The sequence below is a fragment of the Aeromicrobium panaciterrae genome (assembly GCF_031457275.1).
Lineage (GTDB): Bacteria > Actinomycetota > Actinomycetes > Propionibacteriales > Nocardioidaceae > Aeromicrobium > Aeromicrobium panaciterrae_A.
On sequence record NZ_JAVDWH010000001.1, the window covers coordinates 2,343,363 to 2,364,535 of the forward strand.

Sequence of the window (21,173 nt, forward strand, 5' to 3'; positions counted from 1 at the left end):
AGGACTACTTCGTCACTTTCCGAGCTCGATCGAGGCACCGGGGATGGCATCCAGCAACTTGCGCGTGTAGGCCTCGCGCGGGTTGTCGAACACCTCGGTGACCGAAGCAGACTCCACGACCTTGCCGTCCTGCATCACCAGCACGTTGTCAGCAATCTGACGTACGACTGCGAGGTCGTGCGTGATGAACAAGTAGCTCAGACCAAGCTCGGCCTGCAGGTCATTGAGTAGCTCCAGGATCTGGGCCTGCACCAACACATCGAGCGCCGAGACAGCCTCATCGCAGATGACAACCTCGGGCTCAAGAGCCAGAGCACGTGCGATCGCCACGCGCTGACGCTGACCACCCGACAACTCCCCCGGATAGCGCGACATCACCGTCGTCGGCAGCGAAACTCGATCGAGTAGATCGCGTACGCGGGCCTCGCGCTGCTTGTTGGTGCCGATGTCATGCGTGCGGAGCGGCTCCTCGATCGACTTGTAGATCGAGTAGAGCGGATCGAGTGACGCATACGGGTTCTGGAACACCGGCTGCATCTGACGACGCAGGCGCAGGCGCTCTTCCTTGGACTTGAGGTCGCGCAGGTTGTGACCGTCGAACAGCACATTGCCCGAGGTCGGCGGCAACAGGTCGAGGACCATGCGTGCCACTGTCGACTTGCCCGAGCCGGACTCGCCAACGATTGCCGTCGTCGTACCGCGCTTGAGCGTGAACGACACGTCATCCACGGCTGCAAACGGGATCTTCTGCCAGGGCTTGGCACCGCGCAGCGAGAAGATCTTCGTCAGGTTCTCGACCACGATGATGTCGGTCTTGCCCTTGCCGAGCTCGGTCTCGCTGTGGGCGATCTCCTCGGCGATCTCGGCGGCAGTCTGCACCGCCTGCTCCCGCACTTCCGCGCGCGCCTTGATGGACGACAGCCGCTGGGACGCCAACGACGGCGCCTTCGAGACCAAACGCTTGGTGTACGGGTGCTCAGGGTTCTGCAGAATTGCCCGCGCCGGACCTGACTCGACGACCCGACCGCGGTACATCACGACGAGGTGGTCGGCACGTTCTGCAGCAAGGCCGAGGTCGTGGGTGATCAGCATGACCGCGACACCGAGGTCATCTGTCAGCTTGTCGAGGTGATCGAGGATCTGCTTCTGGACCGTCACGTCGAGAGCCGAGGTCGGCTCGTCGGCAATCAGCAGCTTCGGTCGAGCAGCAAGACCCATCGCGATCAGAGCACGCTGACGCATTCCGCCCGAGAACTCGTGGGGGTACTGGCGTGCACGACGCTCAGCGTCCGGCAGACCAGCCTCCTCGAGCAGCTCGACGACGCGCTTGTCAGCGGCCGCACCAGTCGCAACACCGTTGGCGACGAGTGCTTCCTTGATCTGCGCTCCAACCCGCCACAGCGGGTTGAGGTTGGACATCGGGTCCTGAGGAACGAGGCCGATCGAAGATCCACGAAGTGCGAGGATCTGTCCCTTGCCGGCGTGGCTGATGTCGGCGCCATCGAACTTGATCGCACCGCCGGTCACCTTGCCGGTGCCGGGCAGCAACCCGATCACGGCGTGCGCAAGAGTCGACTTGCCCGAACCGGACTCGCCCACGATCGCAATGGTCTGACCGGGATAGATCGTCAGGTTGGCGCCATCGACGGCCGTGAGGATCTCCTTGCCAGCGTGGAAGCCGACGCTCAGGTCTTCGATCTGGAGAAGGGGTGTGGAGTTGTTCACTTCTTCCTCGCCTTCGGGTCGAGGGCTTCGCGTACGGCCTCACCCAGCAGGATGAAGCCGAGGACGGTGAGTGCTAGAGCGGCTGCCGGTACGTACATGACGTTGAGGTGCTGACCGGAACGAACCTGCACCTGAGCATCCGACAGGTCGTTGCCCCATGAGGCAACGTTCTGCGGGAGGCCAAGGCCCAGGAATGACAGCGATGCCTCGGCAACGATGAACACGCCCAGCGAGATCGTCGCCGTCACAATGACCGGCGCCAACGCGTTGGGGACGATGTGGCGACGAAGGTTCTTCATCTTCGATGCGCCGATTGCGGTCGCGGCGTCGACGAACTCGAGGTTCTTGATCTCGAGCACCGCTCCTCGCATCTGGCGAGTGATCTGTGGCCAGGCAAACAAAGCAAGGGCCATCACCACCACCAGGACTGAGGCCCAGAACCCACGATCGGGGAACGTGTTGTTGAGGACCGAGATGACCACGATGCACGCGAGCAGCAACGGGATCGAGAAGAAGATGTCGCTGAAGCGAGAGATCAACGTGTCGGCGATGCCGCCGTAGAAGCCCGCGATCGCACCCGTCACCATGCCGAGAATGGCCGTGATGATCGTGGTGAGCACTCCGACGGCAACCGAGGCACGCGCGCCGTAGACCGCGTTGGCCCACACATCTTCACCCTGCTGGTTGAAGCCGAACGGGTGACCTTCGCTCGCAGGAGCGAAGCTGTTCTCCAGCTTGCCCACGGCGTCGGCGGAAACGTCAGTGAACAACCCAGGAAGGAAGATCATCGCTGCAATGACCGCGAGGATGGCGACGGCGAACCAGAACAGGAACGACGTCCGCAGACGCTTCCAGGCTTCCTTCCACTGGTTTTCGGGCACCGCGTCGACGTTGACTGCGTCAATCGCTCGTAGCGGGGTCTCTTCGATCGGGGCGACGAATCGCTCCTGGCCCTCTCGTGTCTCAGACATAACGGATCCTCGGGTCAAGTAGGGCGTAGATCAAGTCCACCAGGAGGCTCATGAGCACGTAGACCATGACCATGAACGTCACAATTGCGACGACAGTCGAGGTCTCGCCCTTTTGGATGGCGACGTAGGCCGCGTTGCCGATGCCCGGCACGTTGAAGATGGTCTCGGTGATGACAGCGCCAGCCATCAACGAACCGAGGTTGATGCCGATGTAAGTGACGACTGGCACCAGCGAGTTGCGGAGCACGTGGTTCCTGATGACGAGTCGCTCCGAGAGTCCCTTGGCACGAGCCGTACGTACGTGGTCGGCGCTGAGGTTCTCAGCCACCGAGGTGCGAGTGAGTCGGATTGTGTAAGCGAAGTTGGCGATGGCCAGCACGATCGCCGGAAGGATCAAGTCGCCAATCGTCCAGTCACTACCGACCGTCGGAGACGTCCATCCCAGTTTCACACCGAACACGAGCTGCATCACGAAGCCGACCACGAAGATCGGGATCGAGATGAGGAGCAGTGAGACGACCAGGGCGCTCGAGTCGAACCAGCCATTGCGGCGGAGACCGGCGAACGTACCGATGGCGATACCGAGAACCGCGTCGATCGTCAGGGCCATGAGGGCGAGGACAACGGTGACCGGGAAGGTCTGCTTGATCAGGTCGAAGACGGGCTGACCGGCGAAGGTCTCACCGAAATTGAAAGTTAGGGCGTTCTTGGCGAACTGGAACCACTGGACGAACAGCGGGTCGTCGAGGTGGTACTGCGCAGCGAGCGCGTCGCGTACTTCTTGGGAGACCGGCTTGTTGCCGGCCAAGTTGAGAATCGGGTCGCCCGGTCGCAGCTTCAGCAAGATGAAGAGGATCAGCGTGGCGCCCAGAAACACTGGGATGGTTTGCAACAACCGCTTGGCGACGTACCACCACATGGGTTGGCCTCCTTGAGTCCGTGGAAGGGCAGATCACGGATGGCCGCCACGGTACTCCCCGTGTTGAACCATCCGCCTGGGAGGCCCGACGAGACGGGGGCAGCCAGGTGGCTGCCCCCGCTCGTTAGTCGGACCTGGCTACTACTTGGTGAGCTTGTAGTAGTCGGGCTTCTGCTTCCAGTTGAACTCGAACCCGTTGAGGTCCTTGTTCGTCACTGCGGTGGCGTTCTGGTACCACAGCGGGATGGCCGGCAGTTCCTTCAGAAGGATGGCCTGAGCTTCACCGATGAGCTTGTAGCGCTCATCGCCCTCAGCGGCCGAAGCCTCCGAGATCAGCTTGTCGAATGCCGGGTTGGTGTAGTCACCGTCGTTCGAACCTGCGCCAGTGGCGTAGATCGGACCGAGGTAGTTGAGCATCGACGGGTAGTCGGCCTGCCAACCGGTACGGAAGGCGGTCTTGATCGTGCGCTCGGTGACTTCCTTGCGGAGCTCATCGAACGTCGGGTAGACCTTCGGCTCGGAGTCGATGCCGAGGACGTTCTTGACCTGGTTGGTCATCGCCTCGGTGAACTCCTTGTTGCCAGCGCCGTCAGCGTTGTAGGCGACAACGAACTTGCCGTCCCACTTCGAGATTGCGTCAGCCTCGGCCCACTTCTTCTTGGCCTCTTCAGCGTTGAAGGTCAGGACGTCATTGCCCTCGACCTTGTCCGTCCAACCATCGAGCACGGGCGAAGTGAAGTCCTTCGCGGGTGTACGAGCGTTGTTGAAGATCTTCTCGGTGATCTCGGGGCGGTTGATGGCCAGCGAGATGGCAGCGCGACGCAGGTCGCCCTCAGCACCTTCGAAGTGAGCAAGCTTCTCGGGAATCGTCAGCGAGGAGAAGCTCGAACCGGGCTCGTTGTACGCCGCAACCTTGTCGTCGCTCTCGAATGTGGTGAGCGCGCTCGGCGGCACCTGGTCGAGAACATCGAGGTTGCCCGACTGAACGTCGGTGTAAGCAGCGTCAGTTCCGCCACCTGCGTAGAACTTGAACACCAGTCCGCCGTTCTTCGGCTTGTGGATTCCGTCGTAGTCCGGGTTGGGCTCAAGCGAGATCTGCTTGTTGCGCTCCCAGCCGCTCTTGGTCAGCTTGTACGGACCGTTACCGATCGGACGCTCGCCGAACTCCTTGGTGATCTTGCCGTCGGGGCCATAGGCGCTTTCGGGGACCGGGAAGTAAGCCGAGTAGCCGAGGCGGAGCGGGAAGTCCGACTCCGGTGCCTTCAGCGTGACGGTGAACGTGCTGTCGTCAACAACCTTCAGGCCCTTGACCGTGTCGCCGTCGACAGTGTTACCGATGTCGTCGGTGCCCTCGATCGGGTAGAAGAAGTAGTTGTTGAGCTGCTTGTTGGCAGGGTTGGCGCCGTAGTTCCACGCCTTCACGAACGAGTCAGCCGTGATGGCCTCACCGTTGGTGAACTTCTCGCCACTCTTGATCTTGACGGTCCAAACCTTCTTGGCCGCGTCAGGCTCGATGGACTCAGCGACCTCGTTGGTGACCGAACCGTCGGTGTTGTAGGCAACCAGACCCGAGAACAGGTTGTCGAGCGGGTCACCGCCACCGACCTCGTTGGTAGCCGTCGGGATCAGCGGGTTCTGCGGGTTGGTCCCGTAGACCGTGATGACCGAATCGGTTCCGCCGGACTTATCGTCGCTTCCGCCACCGCAAGCCGCCAAGGTAAGGCTGCCGACAGCGACGAATGCCACACCCGCAAGGCGTGTACGCCGAGAGAGTCGCATGGATTCCTCCTGTGATTGTGTGTGCACGCTGAGCGCGCGCACCCCCATTGCTATCACTGGTACTGGTTCACGGAATAGCGCGGAAGGGCTCCGTAATCAAAGTGTTACCAAACTCAGGCGGGGGAAATCCGGCATACGAATTTTGAATGTCAATAGTTCCAGCGGATCACTCTGACATCGCCCGGTCGAATCAGGCGCAAATGACGAACGGCCGGCCCCAGTGGGACCGGCCGTTCGAAAGGGTGAGCGTGTTGCTGATCAGCCCTTGCGCTTCTTGATCTCATCGGTGGCCTGCGGGAGGACCGTCTTGAGGTCTCCCACGACACCGAAGTCGACGAGCTCGAAGATCGGTGCTTCGTCGTCCTTGTTGACCGCGATGATCGTCTTGGACGTCTGCATACCGGCACGGTGCTGGATCGCGCCCGAGATGCCGTTGGCGACATACAGCTGGGGCGAAACCGTCTTGCCGGTCTGACCGATCTGGAACGAGTGCGGGTACCAACCCGAGTCAACCGCTGCGCGCGAGGCGCCAACAGCTGCACCGAGCGAGTCAGCGAATGCCTCGACCTCGGAGAAGTCACCGCCAGTACCGCGTCCACCTGCGACGACGATGGCAGCTTCGGTGAGCTCGGGGCGACCCGACTCTGCCTTGGGCTGTGAGTCAGTGATCTTGGCACCCTTGGCTGCATCCGAGATGTCGACCGAGACGGCCTCGACAGCGCCGGCGCCAGCCGATGCCTCGGGGTTGGCCGAGTTGGGCTTGACGGTGATGACCGAGGCACCCTTGGTGACCTTGGACTGGACCGTGAAGTTACCGGCGAAAACCGACTGCGTCGTCACACCATCAGCGGTGACGTCGACAGCGTCGGTGATGAGACCCGACTCGATCTTGAGAGCGACGCGAGCGGCGATCTCCTTGCCCTCGGCGCTCGAGGACAGCAGCACAGCTGCGGGCGACGAGTCGCCAGCAATCTTCGCGATTGCCTCAGCCTTGGGCGCGACCAGGAAGTCGGTGTAGGCAGCGTCATCGAGCTGGTAGATCTTTTCAGCGCCGTGCTCAGCGAGCACGGACGGCACAGCGCCGCCGCCGAAGTAGATCGCGGACGGCTCGCCGAGACGCTTGGCGATCGTCAGCAGTTCGAGGGTGGGCTTGGTAACGGCTCCGTCGACGTGGTCGACGACTACGAGAACTTCAGACATAGGTCAGTTCCTTCTCAGACGAACTTCTTGGAGGCAAGGAACTCGGCGAGCTTGGTGCCGCCGTCTCCCTCATCGGTCACGATTTCGCCGGCAGTGCGTGCCGGGCGGGGCTCGAACGACTCAACCTTGGACCAGGCGTTGTCGAGGCCGACGCTTGCAGCGTCGAGGCCGAGGTCAGCGAGGCTCCATTCCTGGACCTCTTTCTTCTTCGCGGCCATGATGCCCTTGAACGACGGGTAGCGAGCTTCGCCGGTCTGGTCAGTGACGCTGACGACGACCTTGCCGGTCGCCTCAACCGTCTGAGCAGCTACGTCGCCATCGCGACGGATCTTGACCGTGTCGCCATCGACGGTGACCTCGGAAGCGAAAGTCACGGCGGGGACGCCGAGACGCTCGGCGACGAGAGTCGGGACAACGCCCATGCCACCATCAGTCGAGGTCATGCCGAAGAACAGCAGGTCGTAGTCGAGCTTCTTGATCGCTTCAGCCAACACGAGGGACGTGGCGAAGGCGTCAGAACCGTGGATCGCATCGTCCTTGACGTGTACGCCAGCATCGGCGCCCATCTGCAGAGCCTTGCGGATCGCATCAGCTGCATCGTCCGGGCCAACTGTAAGGACGGTTACTTCGCCCTCACCGGCCTCGATGATCTGCAGTGCCTGCTCGACCGCGTACTCGTCGAGCTCCGACAGCAGGCCGTCAACGCCATCACGGTCAACGGTGTTGTCAGCGTTGAACGAGCGGTTGGCGGTTGCGTCTGGGACGTACTTGACCGCAACAACGATCTTGGTCACGAGGGACCCTCCTGTGAGTTAGGGGTGCAGAGCCACCATCCCATGGCGCAGGGCGCCGGATCGAAGTGGTCTCTTGTGACCTGAATGTTACCGAGGCGTAGCAATGGGAGCGACCCCCAGCGGCATGGGTTAGGTCACACCACGTTGCTCGCGCAACGCGTCAATTGACCGACTCCAGGAGTCAGTCGTCCTCGGCACGCGAACGCAGGAACGACTGCGCGAACAGACCGAGAACGAGATATCCGAGCGCTCCAAGTCCCCAGGCCACGAGTGATTCCTTGCTTTCGCCGTTGACTCCTGAGAACGAGAACAGGCCTCCAAGCGGACCGACGAGCGCATCACAGATGTTGGAGACGAGTTTGAACAGCCCGCCTTCATCCTGCGGATTGAGCGCCACCATGAACGCGCCGATCGCAAGGATCACTGAGAACACGAATCCGAGGGCTCCGAGCACAACCGCGAGGGTTGGCACGAAGTTGGACGGTGCGTCCTCGTCGTCGCCCGTCCGGTCAGCCTGTTCGGGCAGGAGTCGCTCGAGCAGAGACTTCTTGGGTTCGCGCGGGGCTTCGACGATGTGGTCGTCGTCAGCGCCCTGCGAAGGCGTTGCTGCGACCCTGACAGCCTTGGCATCCTCGCGCTCGGCCTTTGCTGCAGCCTTGGCGGCAGCAGCCTCCTCGCGCTCCTTCTGGCGTGCCGCAGCGAGCTCGGCCTTCGCAGCCTTGCGAGCCTCGGAGGCCTCGCGCTTGAGCTGTGCAGAGCGTTCCTTGGCCTCGCGCGCCTCACGCTCGCGCTGCTCTGCGTCTTCGTGGTCCTGCTGCAGCTTGGCCGCCACAGCAATCGGACGCTCTGAGCCGTCGCTGTCGTCGACGTCCGGTTCGGTCGTGGGCTGCTTGCGTGCGGCTCGAGCGGCGTCGCGGGCTTCGCGCTTGGCTTGGATAGCGGCCTCGCGTTCGAGTTTGGCTACAGCCTTGGCCTCGGCTTCATCAGCCTTGGCTCGTGCCCGCATTTCCTCGTCACCGTCGTCGCCTGAGGCCGCAGCTTCACGGGCTGCCAGCTTGGCTGCCCTCGCCGCCGCACGGTCCTCGTCACGGGCTGCCTTGGCGGCGGCCTTCTCCTCAGCGCGAGCTGCCCTGGCCTCGGCCTTTGCCTGCAGACGTGCTGCGCGATCGGATGCCTTGGCTTCAGCCTGCGCCTGACGGCGTTCTTCCTTCGACGGCCCAGCGTCTACGACGTCAGTGACCTCGTTGCTGCCAAAGATCGACTGAATTGCCGCTGCGGTCTTGAGGCCAGGCGCACCGCTTTGGGGCGTGGCTGACTCTTCTACCTCGAGGTCGTGAGAATCACTTTCGTCGGACGACTCTTTTTTTGATCGGGGGGGCGAGGGCCTCAGACTCGTCGCTCACCGCCTCAGGCTGTTGATCGTCCGATGGTTGTTCGTCCACGAACTCGGCCACCAGCGGTTCGGGCTCCGTCAACGGAGTGGAGCCGGCCGAATGGTTGGCCATCACGATGTGTTCCTGCGCTACGCGCTCTGCTTCAGCCTCGGCTGCTGCGACCCACTCGAGTGCGGTCCGCTCGGCTTCCTGAAGCTTCTCCTCCGCGGCAACTCGCGCTGCGGCAACGGCTTGGGAGAGTCGTTCCTGAGCGTCCCGCTTGGACTGCACGGTGACTCGCTCAGCCTCAGCCTGGGCCTGCGCGACGCGGGCCTGGGCATCTTCGACCGAACGGTCGGAGAGACGCTTGGCTTCAGCCTGGGCGGCTGCGACACGTTCGGCGGCGGCCTTCTCGGCTTCCTCGATCTTCTCCTGAGCATCAAGTCGCGCTGCCTCAACATCGGCAGCGAGCTTGCGCTCGGCTTCTTTGCGAGCATCCGCAGCAGCGCGTGCGGCCTCTGCCGCATTGGCCGCAACGAGTTCGGCTTCAGCCTCGGCGATCCTGACCTTCTCGGCTGCCATCCGCTCAGCGTCAGCCAACTTGGCTGCTGCATCGGCACGCTCGGCTTCAGCCTCGCGAGCGAGCCTCTCAGCTTCCTTGTTGGCGCGTTCGACGAGAGCCTTCGCCTCGTCACGTTCACGAGCGAGCTCGGCAGCGGCTTCTTCGTGACGACGTGCGGCCTCGGCTGCGAGGCGATCGGCCTCGAGCTTGGCGGCAATGAGCTTCTCTTCGGCAGCACGCTCGGCATCGGCCACACGTACGGCGATCGCGACACGCTCGGCTGCGGACTCCTGGGCGAACTTCTCGGCTTCAGCCTTGGCTGCGGAGACGTGGCTCGCTGATGTCTGCTCGGCTTCGCGCACAATCCGCTCGGACTCGGCACGCACCTCAGCGAGACGCGCGTCTGCTTCTTCGCGTTCCTGGGCGAGCTGCGCGAGAGCGGCTTCGCGATCTGCCTTGGCCTTCGCCGAAACCTCTGCGGCTTCGGCTCGGGCCTCTTCGATGCGACGCTGTGCATCGCGCTCTGCATCAGCCAACCTGCGCTGCGCTGCTTCTTGGGCCTCGACCTCAGCCTCAGCCATGCGACGTTCGGCTGTCGTACGGGCTTCAGCCTCCGCAGCATCGGCAAGACGCTTGGCTTCAGTCTTGGCTTCGTTGATCCGCTGTTCGGCCTGGCGGTCAGCGGCGGCCTGTGCAGCAGCGACTCGAGCGTCAGCGGCTTGCTGGAGCTCGGTGATCTTGGCGGCAGCAGCAGCGCGCTCTCGTTCGATGTCGGCTGATACGCGATCAGCTTCCTGACGGGCAGCGGACACCCGCTCGGCGGCGGCTTGTTCGGCAGCCTTCAGCTTGGCAGCGCTGACTTCGCGCTGTGCGGCTTCGTCAGCGGTCAACCTGGCGCTGACCTGAGCACGCTCGCGCGCGGCCTCTTCCATGAGACGCGCGGCTTCCTGGCGTGCAGCGGCAACGCGCTGCTGGGCAGCGGCGCTCGCTGCGGCAAGCTTCTCGGCGAACGTCGATGCTTCGACTGGAGGTGCGTACATCTCGTCGCGCTGCGGTACGTCAGGAACGTCGTCAGCTTCGGGCTCCGACTCAGTGTCGTTCGTGCTGGTCTCGGGGTCGGGCTCTTCGCCTGCAAGTCCTGCAACGGCGAGCGCAGACTCCAGCACCGGCTCAGGTGTCGGCTCCGGCTCGCGCTCGGGCTCGGGCTCGTCTGAGAAGTCAGCGGCGGTGGGAGTGTTGCCCCAACTGATCGGCTGAGGCGGTTCTTCGGTGCCAAAATCTTCGCGGTCAGGCGGTGTCGATACAGCCTCGCGCGCTTCGTCGAGCTTCTCCGCAAGGGACTTGGTGCTCTCCTGCTCATCGCCACCGCGACGTCGCGATGCCGCGAGCTCCTTGGCAGCGGCGCGCTCCTCGCGGCGCTTGTCCAGCGCCTCCTGGCGTGCGGCACGGGCCGCAGCACGGCGAGCCCTCGGCGAATCGGACTCATCCTCGACGCGTGCATGGGAGTGACTTTCCGGCGCGCGGCGCGGGCTAGAGGTCGCCCGATCGTTGGTCGTCTCCTCCTGCGCCAGCATGTCGGCGGCAACCTGCAACGGGTCGGCCCGCTTGCGCTCGACCGGCTGGTTGTCTTCTGAGTCAGTCATGACTCCCTCTCGTTGTAGCGCCACGCGTCTTTACGTCGATCCTCAGTATGCCCCATGCGCCCCGCCTGTCACGTGCCCCAACATGCGATCCCGCACGTCGAAATCCGATGAGTCAGCGGCCGCTGAATGTGGCTTTGCCGGGCCCGTTCTCCATGAACGAGATCATGCCCGCCTTTTGGTCATCAGTCGCAAACAGCGCCGCAAACTCGTCGCGTTCAACTGCAATTCCATCCTCCAGCGACACGTCGAGGCCCTGGTCGATGGCCCGCTTCGCGGCACCCAACGCCACCTTCGGTCCACCGACGAACTGCTTCGCCCACTCGACAGCCTTGTCATAGACCTCTTCTGCGGGGTGGACCTGGTCGACGAGCCCGATGGCGAGAGCCTCCTGGGCGTCGATGAACCGTCCCGTGAAGATCAGGTCCTTGGCCTTCGCCGGACCAACCAGGCGCGCGAGACGCTGCGTACCGCCGGCGCCGGGGATGATTCCGAGCAGGATCTCGGGCTGGCCGAGTTTGGCATTGTCGGCGGCAAATCGAAGGTCTGTCGACAATGCGACCTCGCAGCCCCCACCCAGAGCAAACCCGGTGATCGCCGAGATGGTCGGCTTGTTGATGGCTCCAAGTGATTTGGTGAAGTCCTGGAGGAGATGAGCGTGCTTCTTCATGTCCTCGTGGGACATGTCCGCCATCTCCTTGATGTCAGCGCCAGCGGCGAATACTCGCTCGCCGCCGTACACAACAACTGCGGCAACGTCGTCGCGGCTCTCAGCCTCGGCGCATACGTCAATGATCTCGCTCTGCATCTGCGCATTGAGCGCATTCATCTTGGGCCGGTCGAGGCGGATCGTTCCCACGCCGTCGCTGACTTCGAGTCGTACGAGCTCTCCCACGAGCAGGCCTTCCGGTCGATGCTGTCGTCGCGGACGAGCATAGGCGGTCACCTGTCAAAAGATGCGGATGGCTGGATCCCGCGTACGTTCGAAGTGCCCCCTACGAAAGGCACATGCATGTTCATCGGCGGATCTATCTTCCTTCTCGCAGTTGGCGGAATCCTGTCGTTTGCAGTCCGCGACAACATCAACGAAGTTGACCTCGTGCAAATCGGCTACATCCTGATGGGCGCTGGAGCTCTCGGACTCATCGTGAGCCTCATCATCAATGGTCAGAACCGTGAGCGAACTGTTGTCGAGCGCCGGGATCCTCCTCCGCCAGCCTGACCTCTGGCGCCGTGACATCGGGTCAGAGCGCTCGTTGATCCCGACATGCCTTCGCTCTCCCGCATCGCGTCCGCGGCCATGTGCTCACTGGCGCTCGTTGTCACAGCGGCTCCCGCCCACGCTGCAGCTCCCAAGCCGGGCACCCCTGAGTACTTGGCGCGAGACCTGACCAACATCGCGAACGCCTACGGGCGCATCACAGGTCCGGGAGGCCAGCTCGCGAATCCCGCCTATCTGCCAGCGCTCGTCAAGGAGAGCAACGCGACCGCGGTTGCCCAGCTTCTCGCGCAGGCAGCCACGCCGACCCGTCTAGCGTTGACCGCTGCGATGGTGGTGCCCGGCTGGAATGTGGGCAATCCCCTGCGTGCGAGTTGGAATGGAACGCGTGGCGTCATCACTCCCGTCACGTTCACGAACCGGTACGGCGCTCTGCTCCGTGGTGACGTGTTCAGCCCCAAGCCAGGCGCAAAGGATCCGTACACGGGCGCATCGCTGAAGGGCCCCTTCCCGGGTGTCGTACTCACGCCCGGATCGGTCCAGGGCTCACAAGGCATGTACAGGTGGCTCGCCGAGGACCTCGCCGAGCGAGGCTATGTCGTCCTTGCGTACGACGTACAGGGCCAAGGCACCAGCGAGACGCTCCCCCACCAGACCGGCAATACGTTCCCGTTCTGCAATCCCCTCTCCGAGCCAGAACCCACTGAGATGACCGGCTGCCCCGGCTTCCCGTTCCAACAGTCGTCCAACTTCGTCAAGGGCACCGAGGACGCGACGGACTTCTTCTTCTCCACACCGACGAAGAAGTACGCGAACATCGGTGCGGCAGGTGCGAAGGTCGACTCATTCAACCCGCTGTGGAAGCAGTTCGACCGAAGCGTCGACACGCGCACCGCGACCAAGGGCCGTACAACCCGATTCGCGATCATCGGTCACTCGCTCGGTGCGTTCGCCGTGTCCAAGGTTCAAGGAACGGACAAGCGCGTGGCGGCCGTTGTCGCGCTCGACAAGCTCCAGGCTGGCGGGCTTGACGTCGGCGGCGGCCTGACCGATGTCGGCCCGGTCACGCCGTCGGTGCCGGCGTTGGGTATTCAGTCCGAGTACGGGTTCACTGTCTCACCCGCTGCGCTGTCAGGCGGCTCGTCACTGGTCCCTGCACCCGGTGACCCTGCCCCTCAGCGTGAGCGCGCGACGGGCTTCGATGCATGGCGCGCCAAGAAGGTCGACTCCATGGTGATCGTCCCGCGGGCATCGACCCACCTCGAGTACACCGACATCCCGTTGGTCCTGCCGGCCAGCCGCTATGGGCAAGCTTTAACGAGCGTGTACGTACAGCGTTGGCTTGATCGCTACCTCAAGCACGAGAGCGTCAAGGCCAAGCCCACCGGCACGGACCCGCTGTTGGCCACGTCGTTCAAGTACCTCGAGCCGGCTGGCAACGGCGTATGGAAGCCGACAACACTCAAACTCGATGGGGCTCTGAGCTTCTACTACTGCTCGGCCTATGCGATCACCGACCGCAACGGCAAGACCAAGCGGTTCAACGGTGACATCGCCAAGGTCGGCGGCTGCACCAACTGACCCAATACGTCGGCTGGCAGGATGAACGCATGACGGCGATCCTGCGCGACGACGACCTGTCGCTCGAGCCGACGACTGGCTCGGATGAGTTCATCGGATTCGCCATCGTCATTGACGGCGAACGAGTTGGCACCGTCGCGCTCCGGCCTGAGGAGCGCAAAGCAGGATCGATCCGATGGAACGTTGGCGCCGACAACCTCGGCGTCGCCATCCGTGCCCTGCGTCTTGCCCTCGATCACGCCTTCGGCGAACTGGGTTGGACGCGCGTCGAGGCACGCATACCGGTGGACCGCGAGAACGACATCCGAGCTGCCTCGATCTCCGGCCTCCGGCGCGAAGGCATCACCCGTGGCGCCGGTGACGACCCGGACCGGGCTCTGCTTGCACGACTGGTTGACGATCCACCCGTGTTCAGCCGGGACGGATTCATCTCGATCCTCAACGCTGGCCTGCCGACCAAGCGCATCATCAGCCAGGGACTGCTCCGCGACGAGCAAGGTCGAGTACTGCTGTGCGAGCTGACATACAAAGACGAATGGGATCTTCCGGGCGGTGTCGTCGAGGTCGGCGAAGCTCCGGCTGTCGGGCTTGTACGCGAGCTGCAGGAAGAGCTCGGCATCACGGTCGAGGTGCAGGGTCTGATCACGGTCAACTGGTTGCCGGCCTGGCGCGGCTGGGATGACGCGTGCATCTTCTTGTTCGATCTCGGCGTTGTCGACAGCTCGATCACGGAGGGGATGGACCTGCAGGTCACCGAGATCAAATCGGTGCAGTGGTGCGACCCCGAGTCCGTACGATCCCATGGCGCGCTTGCCGCAACTGAGTTGTTGGATGCCGTCGAGGCTGGCGGCTTGGCGCCATACCGCGAAGCGCCGCTGCAGACGTAGATAGAAGAAACCCCCCGGAGCCGAAGCTCCGGGGGGTTTCTTACTGAACTAAATCAGTGGGTGAATCAGAGGGGACGAATGTTCGTCGCCTGCAGGCCCTTCTGGCCCTGCTCGACGTCGAATTCAACCTTCTGGTTCTCGTCCAGCGAGCGGTAGCCGCTCGTGGCGATCGCGCTGAAGTGCGCGAATACGTCTTCGCTGCCGTCATCGGGGGCGATGAATCCAAAGCCCTTGTCAGCGTTGAACCACTTGACGGTTCCTGTTGCCATGTTCTTACTCCTATTAGCGAGCTAGTCACTCACGCGTTTCGCGAGCGACTTCGCCACACACATTCAACCTTCGAGGAGAACAAGACACCTTTTAAGGAAACCAGATTCATTCGTACGGCCCAACGTTGTGCAACTACTCACAAGTGTACCGGTTTTCCCCGACAAATGCGCCTTGCGAGGCGTGCGACTAGGCCTTCTTGGCCGCGTCGATCGCCTGCTGCAGTCCTGCGGGCGTCGGAGCCTTGACGTCCTTGCCACCGATGCGGACCCAGGGCGTGCCCTTGAAACCATCGTCGGCGAGCTTCTCGTAGGCATCCTCGATCCATGGACCGAACCGTTTGGAGATGACGCAGGAGTCGATTCCGGTGACTCCCGCGGCCTTGGCCGTCTCGATCAGAGCAGCATCGTCAGGGCCAGCCGTCCCCTCGTCAGGCTGGTTGGCATACAGCAGATCGTGCATGATCTTGTACTTCTCGATACCGCCCTTGTCGAGGACGCAGAGTGCTGCGTTGAGCGCACGACTGGAGTATTCATTGGCACTACTTCCGTCGAGGAAGCTGATCGGGCGGTACTCGATCGTGATCTCGCCCTTCTTGACCAGATCGTTGAGGAAGACGCTGCTCTGCTGCTCAAACGACAGGCAGGCAGGGCACTGGAAGTCCTCGGTCAGGATGACCTTGACCGGGTTCTTGCCAGCTTCTCCGCCAGCTGCCTCTGCGTCGTAAACGAATCCGTAGTCGGCGTTGACGTTCTTAGGGGCAATGAGCTCAGTGTTGGTCTTGTTCTTGTCGTTGGCACTCTTGACGGCGTAACCGCCGACAGCGATGAGCGCGATGACCACCGTGACAATCGCGATGGAGATCAGGTTGCGCTGCTTGCGGTCGGCCTTCTCCCGCTCCTTGCGCATCTGCTCGGCACGGGCGGCGCGCTCTTGACGTTCGTTTGCCACGTATGTCTCCTGGGTCCGGCGGTCACGATGACCAACGCAAGGGGTTCGTAGAAGGTTCCACCAGACCTTATCCGGCCGCCCGAAGCGCTGTGCTCGGAGTGCGGCGTCTGCGCGGGCAAGTAAGGTGCACGACGTGAATGACAAGCTGGTGTGGATCGACTGCGAGATGACCGGGCTGAGCCTTGAGACCGATGCGTTGGTCGAAGTTGCTGCCCTCGTCACCGACTACGAGCTCAACGTCTTGGGAGCCGGTGTCGACCTGATCATCAAGCCTCCGGCCGAGGCGCTCGATCAGATGGACGACTTCGTACGCAACATGCACACCAACTCTGGACTCCTCACCGAACTCGACGATGGGCTCAGCTTGCGCGACGCCGAGGAGCAGGTGCTCGACTACATCCGCCAGCACGTCAAGGAGCCTCGCAAGGCCCCGCTCGCCGGCAACACGATCGGCACCGACCGTATGTTCCTCGCTCGCGACATGACCGAGCTCGAGACTTGGATGCACTACCGCGTCGTCGACGTCTCGTCGATCAAGGAGCTCACGCGCCAGTGGTACCCGCGGGCTTATTTCGCCTCGCCACCCAAGCGCGGACACCACCGTGCGCTGGTCGACATCCAGGAGAGCATCGAAGAGCTCAAGTACTACCGAGCCGCTGTGTTCGTCCCCCAGCCCGGCCCCGAGACCGACGCCGCCAAGGCGATCGCGGACCAGGTCGCCGGATCAGTGACGGGCCCGTCATAGCGAGCGTCTGACCTGCGTTAGACTTCCTGACGCCGTGTCGGGCGCATGCTCGGCACGCGTGGTGGGCGTAGCTCAGTTGGTAGAGCACCGGCTTGTGGTGCCGGTGGCCGCGGGTTCAAGTCCCGTCGTCCACCCCATACGAAACGCGGTACTCGCGCCAGCGAGGACCGCGTTTCGTCATTCATGGACGACGGGGCGCAGAACCCGCGCGAGCGGTGGGGGCACCCCCTGCACGGAGCGAAGCGGAGTGCTTGGGGGATCAAGTCCCGTCGTCCACCCCGTTTCAGATGGCCCAAGATCCCTGCGATCTTGGGCCATCTGCCTTTTCAGGCGGCCGATCGACGCCTACTCTGAAATATCCCTCCCGACGACATCCGTCTGGCGAATCGGAGGACGCATCGTGGCCAAGCCCGTCCCACCGGGAACTCCGGTTTCGTTCGCATACAAGCGGCTCTACCGCACCGGCAAGCCGCACAAAGGCGTCGACTTCGGCTGCATCCAGGGCACGAAGGTCACGGCGGCCATCAGCGGAACAGTTTGGTACGCCGGTGTCGGCGGCGGCTGGGGTCCGGCCTACGGCGCGCACGTGATCATCCAAGGCTCCGTTCACGGCAAGATCCGCTACGTCCAGGTCGCGCACTTGTCGCGCCTCGACGTCAAGACCGGACAGGTCGTGAAGATCGGCAAACAGCTCGGACTGTCTGGCGGAGTCCCCGGGCTATGGGGTGCTGGCAACTCCACAGGTGCTCACGTCCACTTCCAGGTCAACCGATCCTCGTTCTGGTCCGATCACGTCGATCCCTGGCCTGCGATCGGTGCCGAGTCGGGCGACCGAATGGATCCGGCTGCCTATTTCATGGGTGCCACTGGCGCGCACGTCACGTGGCTCGGCGAGCGTCTGGTCGCGCACGGATTCGGTGCGCACTATTCGAAGGGCCCTGGTCCGATCTTCGGCAAGACCGACAAGGCGAATGTCACGGACTTCCAGAAGGCGCAGGGTTGGTCGGGCAAGAACGCTGACGGGTTCCCAGGGAGCCAGACCCTCGTACGACTGGCTGGTGAACCCCAACCGGCGGAACCCGCTAAACCCGCTGCGCCTGTTGCAGCGAAGACCGCGAAGGCTGGCAAGGGGACGATGATTCTGCGTCCGCTTTGGTACAACATCCCCGGCCCGGACAAGCTCAAGCGCGACTCTGAACGAGCCATCGCTGGCGCCGCGCTGGTCAAGACCGGTGCTCCGTCGGTGTTCGGCATGAACGAGCTCATCGGGCCCGGCAAAAACTCGACGACCAACACTGGTTCGGCGTTCGCGAAGAAGATCGACTCAGCGCTCGGGTCTGACTACTCCATGGTGGTGCCGACGACCGCCTTCAACGAGAACTACCTGTTCTTCGAGAAGAAGACCACGCGTCTCGTGGAGAAGTTGCCCGACAAGATCCTCGCCGCCAGGGTCGGCGGCAAAGCCGTTCCCGGACGGCACCTGACGCTGGCAGTGTTCGAGGACATCGCCAGCGGCACCAAGTTCGTGTTCGGCAACACCCACCTGGTGAACGGCAAACAGTGGGGTGCTGGACGTTCGGCACAGGCAGCGATCGCCATGACGGAGCTCGAGCGGGTCGCGGCACTTCACGACAACTGCCCGATCCTGGTCGGTGGTGACATGAACAGGTCAGACGACCTCAGGGCGTTCATCAACGCCGGACTGGTCAACATGCGAAAAGTGGCCAAGACCAAGTCCGACAGCACGAAGTTCTCGACGCACACCAACATCAGGAAGGACTCAGCGCGCAAGAGTGCCGAATGGATCATCGACCACGGCTACTGCTCCAAAGGCATGGTCGTGAACGCGTACGACGTGGCGCTCGGTTATGACGCGACTGGAACGTTCCCACCGGTCCGACCGTCAGACCACGTGCCGATCCTGTTCTCGGTCACACTGCCAGACTGACGTCAGCCCGTACGTAGGTCGATGTCGCCGCTGTCTGACGTCGCTCGTACGAACCCCTGGCCATCCTCGTCCGAGTCGATCGCAGACTTCACATCGCCCGACTTCGACTCGACCATGACGGCGTACGTACGGTCGCCCGACGGCACCGAAGCCAGGATGTCGCCCGACTTCGTGAGTGCCTTGAACGCGAAGGGCTGTGTCGCGAACGACGCATCGACGTCGCCGGAGTTGGACTCAGCCGAGAACTCGTCGACCGTGAGGCCGCCGACCTTGATGTCGCCGCTGGTCGTCGAGACGGTCAGGACGCCCTGCACCAGAGAGTCAGCCGTGACATCACCGGACGTGGTGTTGACGACGATGGGGATGTTTTTGGGTACAGACAGCGTCAGCGAGACGCCGCAGCCAGGTGACAACCAGGTAGTACAACCGGAGATGACCTTGATCTCGTCGCCCTTGCGACCAATGAGGAAGTCCGTCTTGCGTAGTCCGCTGGTGACCTTCGCGGTCACCTTCACGACGTCGTCAGCGCCCTCAACGACCCGGATATCAGCCGTTGTCGCATTGACGACGATCTGAACCGAGTCGCCCATCTCGATCAGGCTGGTGGACGTCTTGGTGTCCTTCATCGCCACTGAAATGCCAAGGATCGCCGCCGCGAACAGACCAACCGCAAGAAGAGTTCCAAAGACGGTGAGAAGTGTGCGCGATGCCGGCGAGCGGACGTCGTAGTCCGCGATCATCTCGTCGGGCATCAGCCTGCTGCCTTGGCGCGAGTCGTCGAGATCGGCACGACATCTCCGGCGCCCATACGTGCGGCGTCGGCGGTCTCGTCGTCGGGCATGGTCTGGCTCTCGAGCTCGGCCTCAACACGCTTGAGGTAGTGGTCGACTTCGTTGTCGCGCTGCGCCTTGGTCCAGCCGAGCACGTCACCCATCAGGCCAGCGACCTCGACGGCAACTTCAGTGCCGCGATCGAAGGTCTCGATCGAGATGCGCGTACGACGAGCGATCGCATCGTCGAGGTGGCGAGCGCCTTCGTGACTCGCGGCGTAGACGATCTCGGCGCGCAGGTAGTCGTCGGCGCCCGTCAGCGGCTTGCCAAGGTCTGGCTTCTCCGCGATGAGGTCCAGTAGCTCGGTGATGAGCGATCCGTACCGATGCAGCAGGTGCTCGATGCGACCGATCCCGAGTCCGCTGGAGGCGGCGAGCATCTGGCGCTGGTTCCATACGGCTTCGAAGCCATCCGCGCCGAGCAGAGGCACATCCTCGGTGCAGCACGGTGGAGTCATACGGTCGAGGTGGCTCGCCATGCCATGCACGGCAGCGTCGATCGCGTCCTTCGCCATGATCCGGTAGGTCGTGTACTTGCCGCCCGCGATCACGACAAGGCCCTTCACGCTGGTACCGACCGCGTGCTCACGCGACAACTTGCTGGTGGCCTCGTCCTCGCCGGCGAGCAGAGGCCGCAGGCCGGCGTAAACGCCCACAATGTCGTCGTGCGTCAGCGAGCTCACGAGCACCTTGTTGACGTGCTTGAGGAGGTAGTCGATGTCGCTGCGGCTCGCTGCCGGGTGGTCCTTCGACAGCTCCCAGTCGGTGTCGGTGGTCCCGATGATCCAGAGTCGGCCCCACGGGATGACGAAGAGAACAGACTTCTCGGTACGCAGGATCAGTCCGGAGTCTCCGCGGATGCGATCGCGGGGAACAACGATGTGGATGCCCTTGCTGGCGCGTACGTGGAACTGGCCACGCTCTCCGGCGAACGACTGCGTCTCGTCGGTCCAGACGCCGGTCGCGTTGACGACCTGCTTGGCGAGGATGTCGAACTCCTTGCCCGACTCCAGGTCCTTGACCTTGGCACCGGTGACGCGATCACCTTCGCGCAGCAGCCCGATGACACGGGTGCGGCTTGCGATGTGCGCGCCGTATGCGGCGGCCGTACGCGACAAGAACATGGTGTGACGGGCGTCGTCGACCTGTCCGTCGTAGTAGTGGAGTGCGCCGATCAGCGCTTCCTTCTTGAGCCCCGGCATCATCCGCAGCGCGCCACGACGAGTCAGGTGGCGGTGGTGCGGCACACCGCGGGAGCGGCCCGAAAGCAGCGCCATCGAGTCATAGAGCAGTACGCCAGAGCCGGCGTACGCGCGCTCCCAGATACGACGCGTGAGGGGGTAGAGGAACGGAACCGGGTGTACGAGGTGCGGTGCCAGCTTGTCGAGTAGCAGGCTTCGCTCACCGAGCGCTTCGGCAACGAGCCGGAAGTCGAGCATTTCGAGGTAGCGCAGGCCGCCGTGGACCAACTTGCTGGAGCGACTCGACGTACCGGAGGCAAAGTCGCGGGCATCGACGAGACCGACCGAGAGTCCGCGGGTTGCGGCGTCGAGCGCAGCACCTCCGCCGACCACACCGGCACCGACGACAAGGATGTCGAGCGGCTCTGCTGCCATGGCGTCGAGCGCTGCTTGGCGATTGGCGGGTGACAGGGCAACGGAACGCATGGCGATAGTCAATCAGTAGCTGCAAGCAGAGGCGAACGAAGACCGCTAGGAGCTCCTACGCATCGAGACAACTCACGAGGTTTCGACCTTCCTGGCGCCTTCGGCGCGGCTCGCT

At 63.2% G+C, this 21,173-nt stretch carries 18 protein-coding genes and 1 tRNA gene; 6 read left to right on the plus strand and 13 right to left on the minus strand.

The window, feature by feature from the left end:
- Positions 1-12: 12 nt before the first annotated feature.
- From J2X11_RS11965 to J2X11_RS12005, 9 genes are all read right to left on the minus strand, one after another.
- The gene (locus tag J2X11_RS11965; protein ID WP_309971265.1) at positions 13-1,725 is read right to left on the minus strand and encodes an ABC transporter ATP-binding protein; all 1,713 of its coding nucleotides are present in this window, start codon (positions 1,723-1,725) and stop codon (positions 13-15) included.
- Positions 1,722-2,696, minus strand: a complete 975-nt coding sequence (locus J2X11_RS11970; protein ID WP_309971268.1) for an ABC transporter permease — start codon at positions 2,694-2,696, stop codon at positions 1,722-1,724. Before J2X11_RS11970 ends, J2X11_RS11965 begins: the two co-directional genes overlap by 4 nt.
- Positions 2,689-3,615: an ABC transporter permease gene (locus J2X11_RS11975; RefSeq protein WP_309971270.1), complete on the minus strand. Its 927-nt coding sequence runs from the start codon at positions 3,613-3,615 to the stop codon at positions 2,689-2,691. The genes J2X11_RS11970 and J2X11_RS11975 overlap by 8 nt, the downstream gene beginning before the upstream one ends.
- A 141-nt stretch (positions 3,616-3,756) precedes the next feature.
- Positions 3,757-5,394 (minus strand): peptide ABC transporter substrate-binding protein, encoded by a 1,638-nt coding sequence (locus tag J2X11_RS11980; protein WP_309971273.1) that lies wholly within the window; start codon positions 5,392-5,394, stop codon positions 3,757-3,759.
- 258 nt (positions 5,395-5,652) lie between these two features.
- Positions 5,653-6,594, minus strand: a complete 942-nt coding sequence (locus tag J2X11_RS11985) for an electron transfer flavoprotein subunit alpha/FixB family protein (protein ID WP_309971276.1) — start codon at positions 6,592-6,594, stop codon at positions 5,653-5,655.
- A gap of 14 nt (positions 6,595-6,608) precedes the next feature.
- Positions 6,609-7,388, minus strand: a complete 780-nt coding sequence (locus J2X11_RS11990; protein ID WP_309971279.1) for an electron transfer flavoprotein subunit beta/FixA family protein — start codon at positions 7,386-7,388, stop codon at positions 6,609-6,611.
- A 181-nt stretch (positions 7,389-7,569) separates the two neighbouring features.
- A complete protein-coding gene (locus J2X11_RS11995; RefSeq protein WP_309971282.1) occupies positions 7,570-8,394 on the minus strand; it encodes a hypothetical protein in 825 nt (274 codons plus the stop codon).
- A 334-nt stretch (positions 8,395-8,728) separates the two neighbouring features.
- Positions 8,729-10,966: a coiled-coil domain-containing protein gene (locus J2X11_RS12000; RefSeq protein ID WP_309971284.1), complete on the minus strand. Its 2,238-nt coding sequence runs from the start codon at positions 10,964-10,966 to the stop codon at positions 8,729-8,731.
- Positions 10,967-11,078: 112 nt separating this feature from the next.
- Complete coding sequence (locus J2X11_RS12005) at positions 11,079-11,909, minus strand: enoyl-CoA hydratase/isomerase family protein (protein ID WP_463675074.1); 831 nt, start codon at positions 11,907-11,909, stop codon at positions 11,079-11,081.
- A 66-nt stretch (positions 11,910-11,975) separates the two neighbouring features.
- Here J2X11_RS12005 and J2X11_RS12010 point away from each other — a divergent pair, with 66 nt between their 5' ends.
- From J2X11_RS12010 to J2X11_RS12020, 3 genes are read left to right on the plus strand one after another with little or no spacing between them, the layout of a single operon-like run.
- Positions 11,976-12,185: a DUF6458 family protein gene (locus J2X11_RS12010; protein ID WP_309971288.1), complete on the plus strand. Its 210-nt coding sequence runs from the start codon at positions 11,976-11,978 to the stop codon at positions 12,183-12,185.
- 45 nt (positions 12,186-12,230) lie between these two features.
- Positions 12,231-13,763: an alpha/beta hydrolase gene (locus tag J2X11_RS12015; RefSeq protein WP_309971290.1), complete on the plus strand. Its 1,533-nt coding sequence runs from the start codon at positions 12,231-12,233 to the stop codon at positions 13,761-13,763.
- Between the two features lie 29 nt (positions 13,764-13,792).
- Entirely contained in the window at positions 13,793-14,650 is an 858-nt protein-coding gene (locus tag J2X11_RS12020; protein WP_309971293.1) for an NUDIX hydrolase, read from the plus strand.
- A gap of 65 nt (positions 14,651-14,715) precedes the next feature.
- Here the strand turns inward: J2X11_RS12020 and J2X11_RS12025 are convergent, their stop codons facing one another.
- Both J2X11_RS12025 and J2X11_RS12030 read right to left on the minus strand, forming a co-directional pair.
- The gene (locus tag J2X11_RS12025; protein WP_056208020.1) at positions 14,716-14,919 is read right to left on the minus strand and encodes a cold-shock protein; all 204 of its coding nucleotides are present in this window, start codon (positions 14,917-14,919) and stop codon (positions 14,716-14,718) included.
- A 187-nt stretch (positions 14,920-15,106) separates the two neighbouring features.
- Positions 15,107-15,868, minus strand: a complete 762-nt coding sequence (locus J2X11_RS12030; protein WP_309971306.1) for a DsbA family protein — start codon at positions 15,866-15,868, stop codon at positions 15,107-15,109.
- A gap of 133 nt (positions 15,869-16,001) precedes the next feature.
- Here J2X11_RS12030 and orn point away from each other — a divergent pair, with 133 nt between their 5' ends.
- From orn to J2X11_RS12045, 3 genes are all read left to right on the plus strand, one after another.
- Positions 16,002-16,613, plus strand: a complete 612-nt coding sequence (gene orn, locus J2X11_RS12035; RefSeq protein WP_309971310.1) for an oligoribonuclease — start codon at positions 16,002-16,004, stop codon at positions 16,611-16,613.
- Between the two features lie 61 nt (positions 16,614-16,674).
- Positions 16,675-16,750: transfer RNA gene (locus tag J2X11_RS12040), tRNA-His, on the plus strand.
- 263 nt (positions 16,751-17,013) lie between these two features.
- Positions 17,014-18,561: a peptidoglycan-binding protein gene (locus tag J2X11_RS12045; RefSeq protein WP_309971313.1), complete on the plus strand. Its 1,548-nt coding sequence runs from the start codon at positions 17,014-17,016 to the stop codon at positions 18,559-18,561.
- A 2-nt stretch (positions 18,562-18,563) separates the two neighbouring features.
- Here the strand turns inward: J2X11_RS12045 and J2X11_RS12050 are convergent, their stop codons facing one another.
- Both J2X11_RS12050 and J2X11_RS12055 read right to left on the minus strand, forming a co-directional pair.
- On the minus strand, positions 18,564-19,313 hold the full coding sequence (locus tag J2X11_RS12050) for a DUF4097 family beta strand repeat-containing protein (RefSeq protein WP_309971316.1): 750 nt from the start codon (positions 19,311-19,313) through the stop codon (positions 18,564-18,566).
- Positions 19,313-21,058 (minus strand): glycerol-3-phosphate dehydrogenase/oxidase, encoded by a 1,746-nt coding sequence (locus J2X11_RS12055; RefSeq protein WP_309971319.1) that lies wholly within the window; start codon positions 21,056-21,058, stop codon positions 19,313-19,315. The genes J2X11_RS12050 and J2X11_RS12055 overlap by 1 nt, the downstream gene beginning before the upstream one ends.
- Positions 21,059-21,173 lie beyond the last annotated feature (115 nt).

Excerpts from the sequence above, each read along its gene's own strand:
- J2X11_RS11980 (WP_309971273.1), bottom strand. The coding sequence starts at position 5,394 with ATGCGACTCTCTCGGCGTACACGCCTTGCGGGTGTGGCATTCGTCGCT.
- J2X11_RS12020 (WP_309971293.1), top strand. The coding sequence starts at position 13,793 with ATGACGGCGATCCTGCGCGACGACGACCTGTCGCTCGAGCCGACGACT.
- J2X11_RS11975 (WP_309971270.1), bottom strand. The coding sequence starts at position 3,615 with ATGTGGTGGTACGTCGCCAAGCGGTTGTTGCAAACCATCCCAGTGTTT.
- J2X11_RS11985 (WP_309971276.1), bottom strand. The coding sequence starts at position 6,594 with ATGTCTGAAGTTCTCGTAGTCGTCGACCACGTCGACGGAGCCGTTACC.
- J2X11_RS12015 (WP_309971290.1), top strand. The coding sequence starts at position 12,231 with ATGCCTTCGCTCTCCCGCATCGCGTCCGCGGCCATGTGCTCACTGGCG.
- J2X11_RS12010 (WP_309971288.1), top strand. The coding sequence starts at position 11,976 with ATGTTCATCGGCGGATCTATCTTCCTTCTCGCAGTTGGCGGAATCCTG.
- J2X11_RS11995 (WP_309971282.1), bottom strand. The coding sequence starts at position 8,394 with ATGCGGGCACGAGCCAAGGCTGATGAAGCCGAGGCCAAGGCTGTAGCC.
- J2X11_RS12025 (WP_056208020.1), bottom strand. The coding sequence starts at position 14,919 with ATGGCAACAGGAACCGTCAAGTGGTTCAACGCTGACAAGGGCTTTGGA.
- J2X11_RS12055 (WP_309971319.1), bottom strand. The coding sequence starts at position 21,058 with ATGCGTTCCGTTGCCCTGTCACCCGCCAATCGCCAAGCAGCGCTCGAC.
- J2X11_RS12050 (WP_309971316.1), bottom strand. The coding sequence starts at position 19,313 with ATGCCCGACGAGATGATCGCGGACTACGACGTCCGCTCGCCGGCATCG.
- J2X11_RS12000 (WP_309971284.1), bottom strand. The coding sequence starts at position 10,966 with ATGACTGACTCAGAAGACAACCAGCCGGTCGAGCGCAAGCGGGCCGAC.
- J2X11_RS11970 (WP_309971268.1), bottom strand. The coding sequence starts at position 2,696 with ATGTCTGAGACACGAGAGGGCCAGGAGCGATTCGTCGCCCCGATCGAA.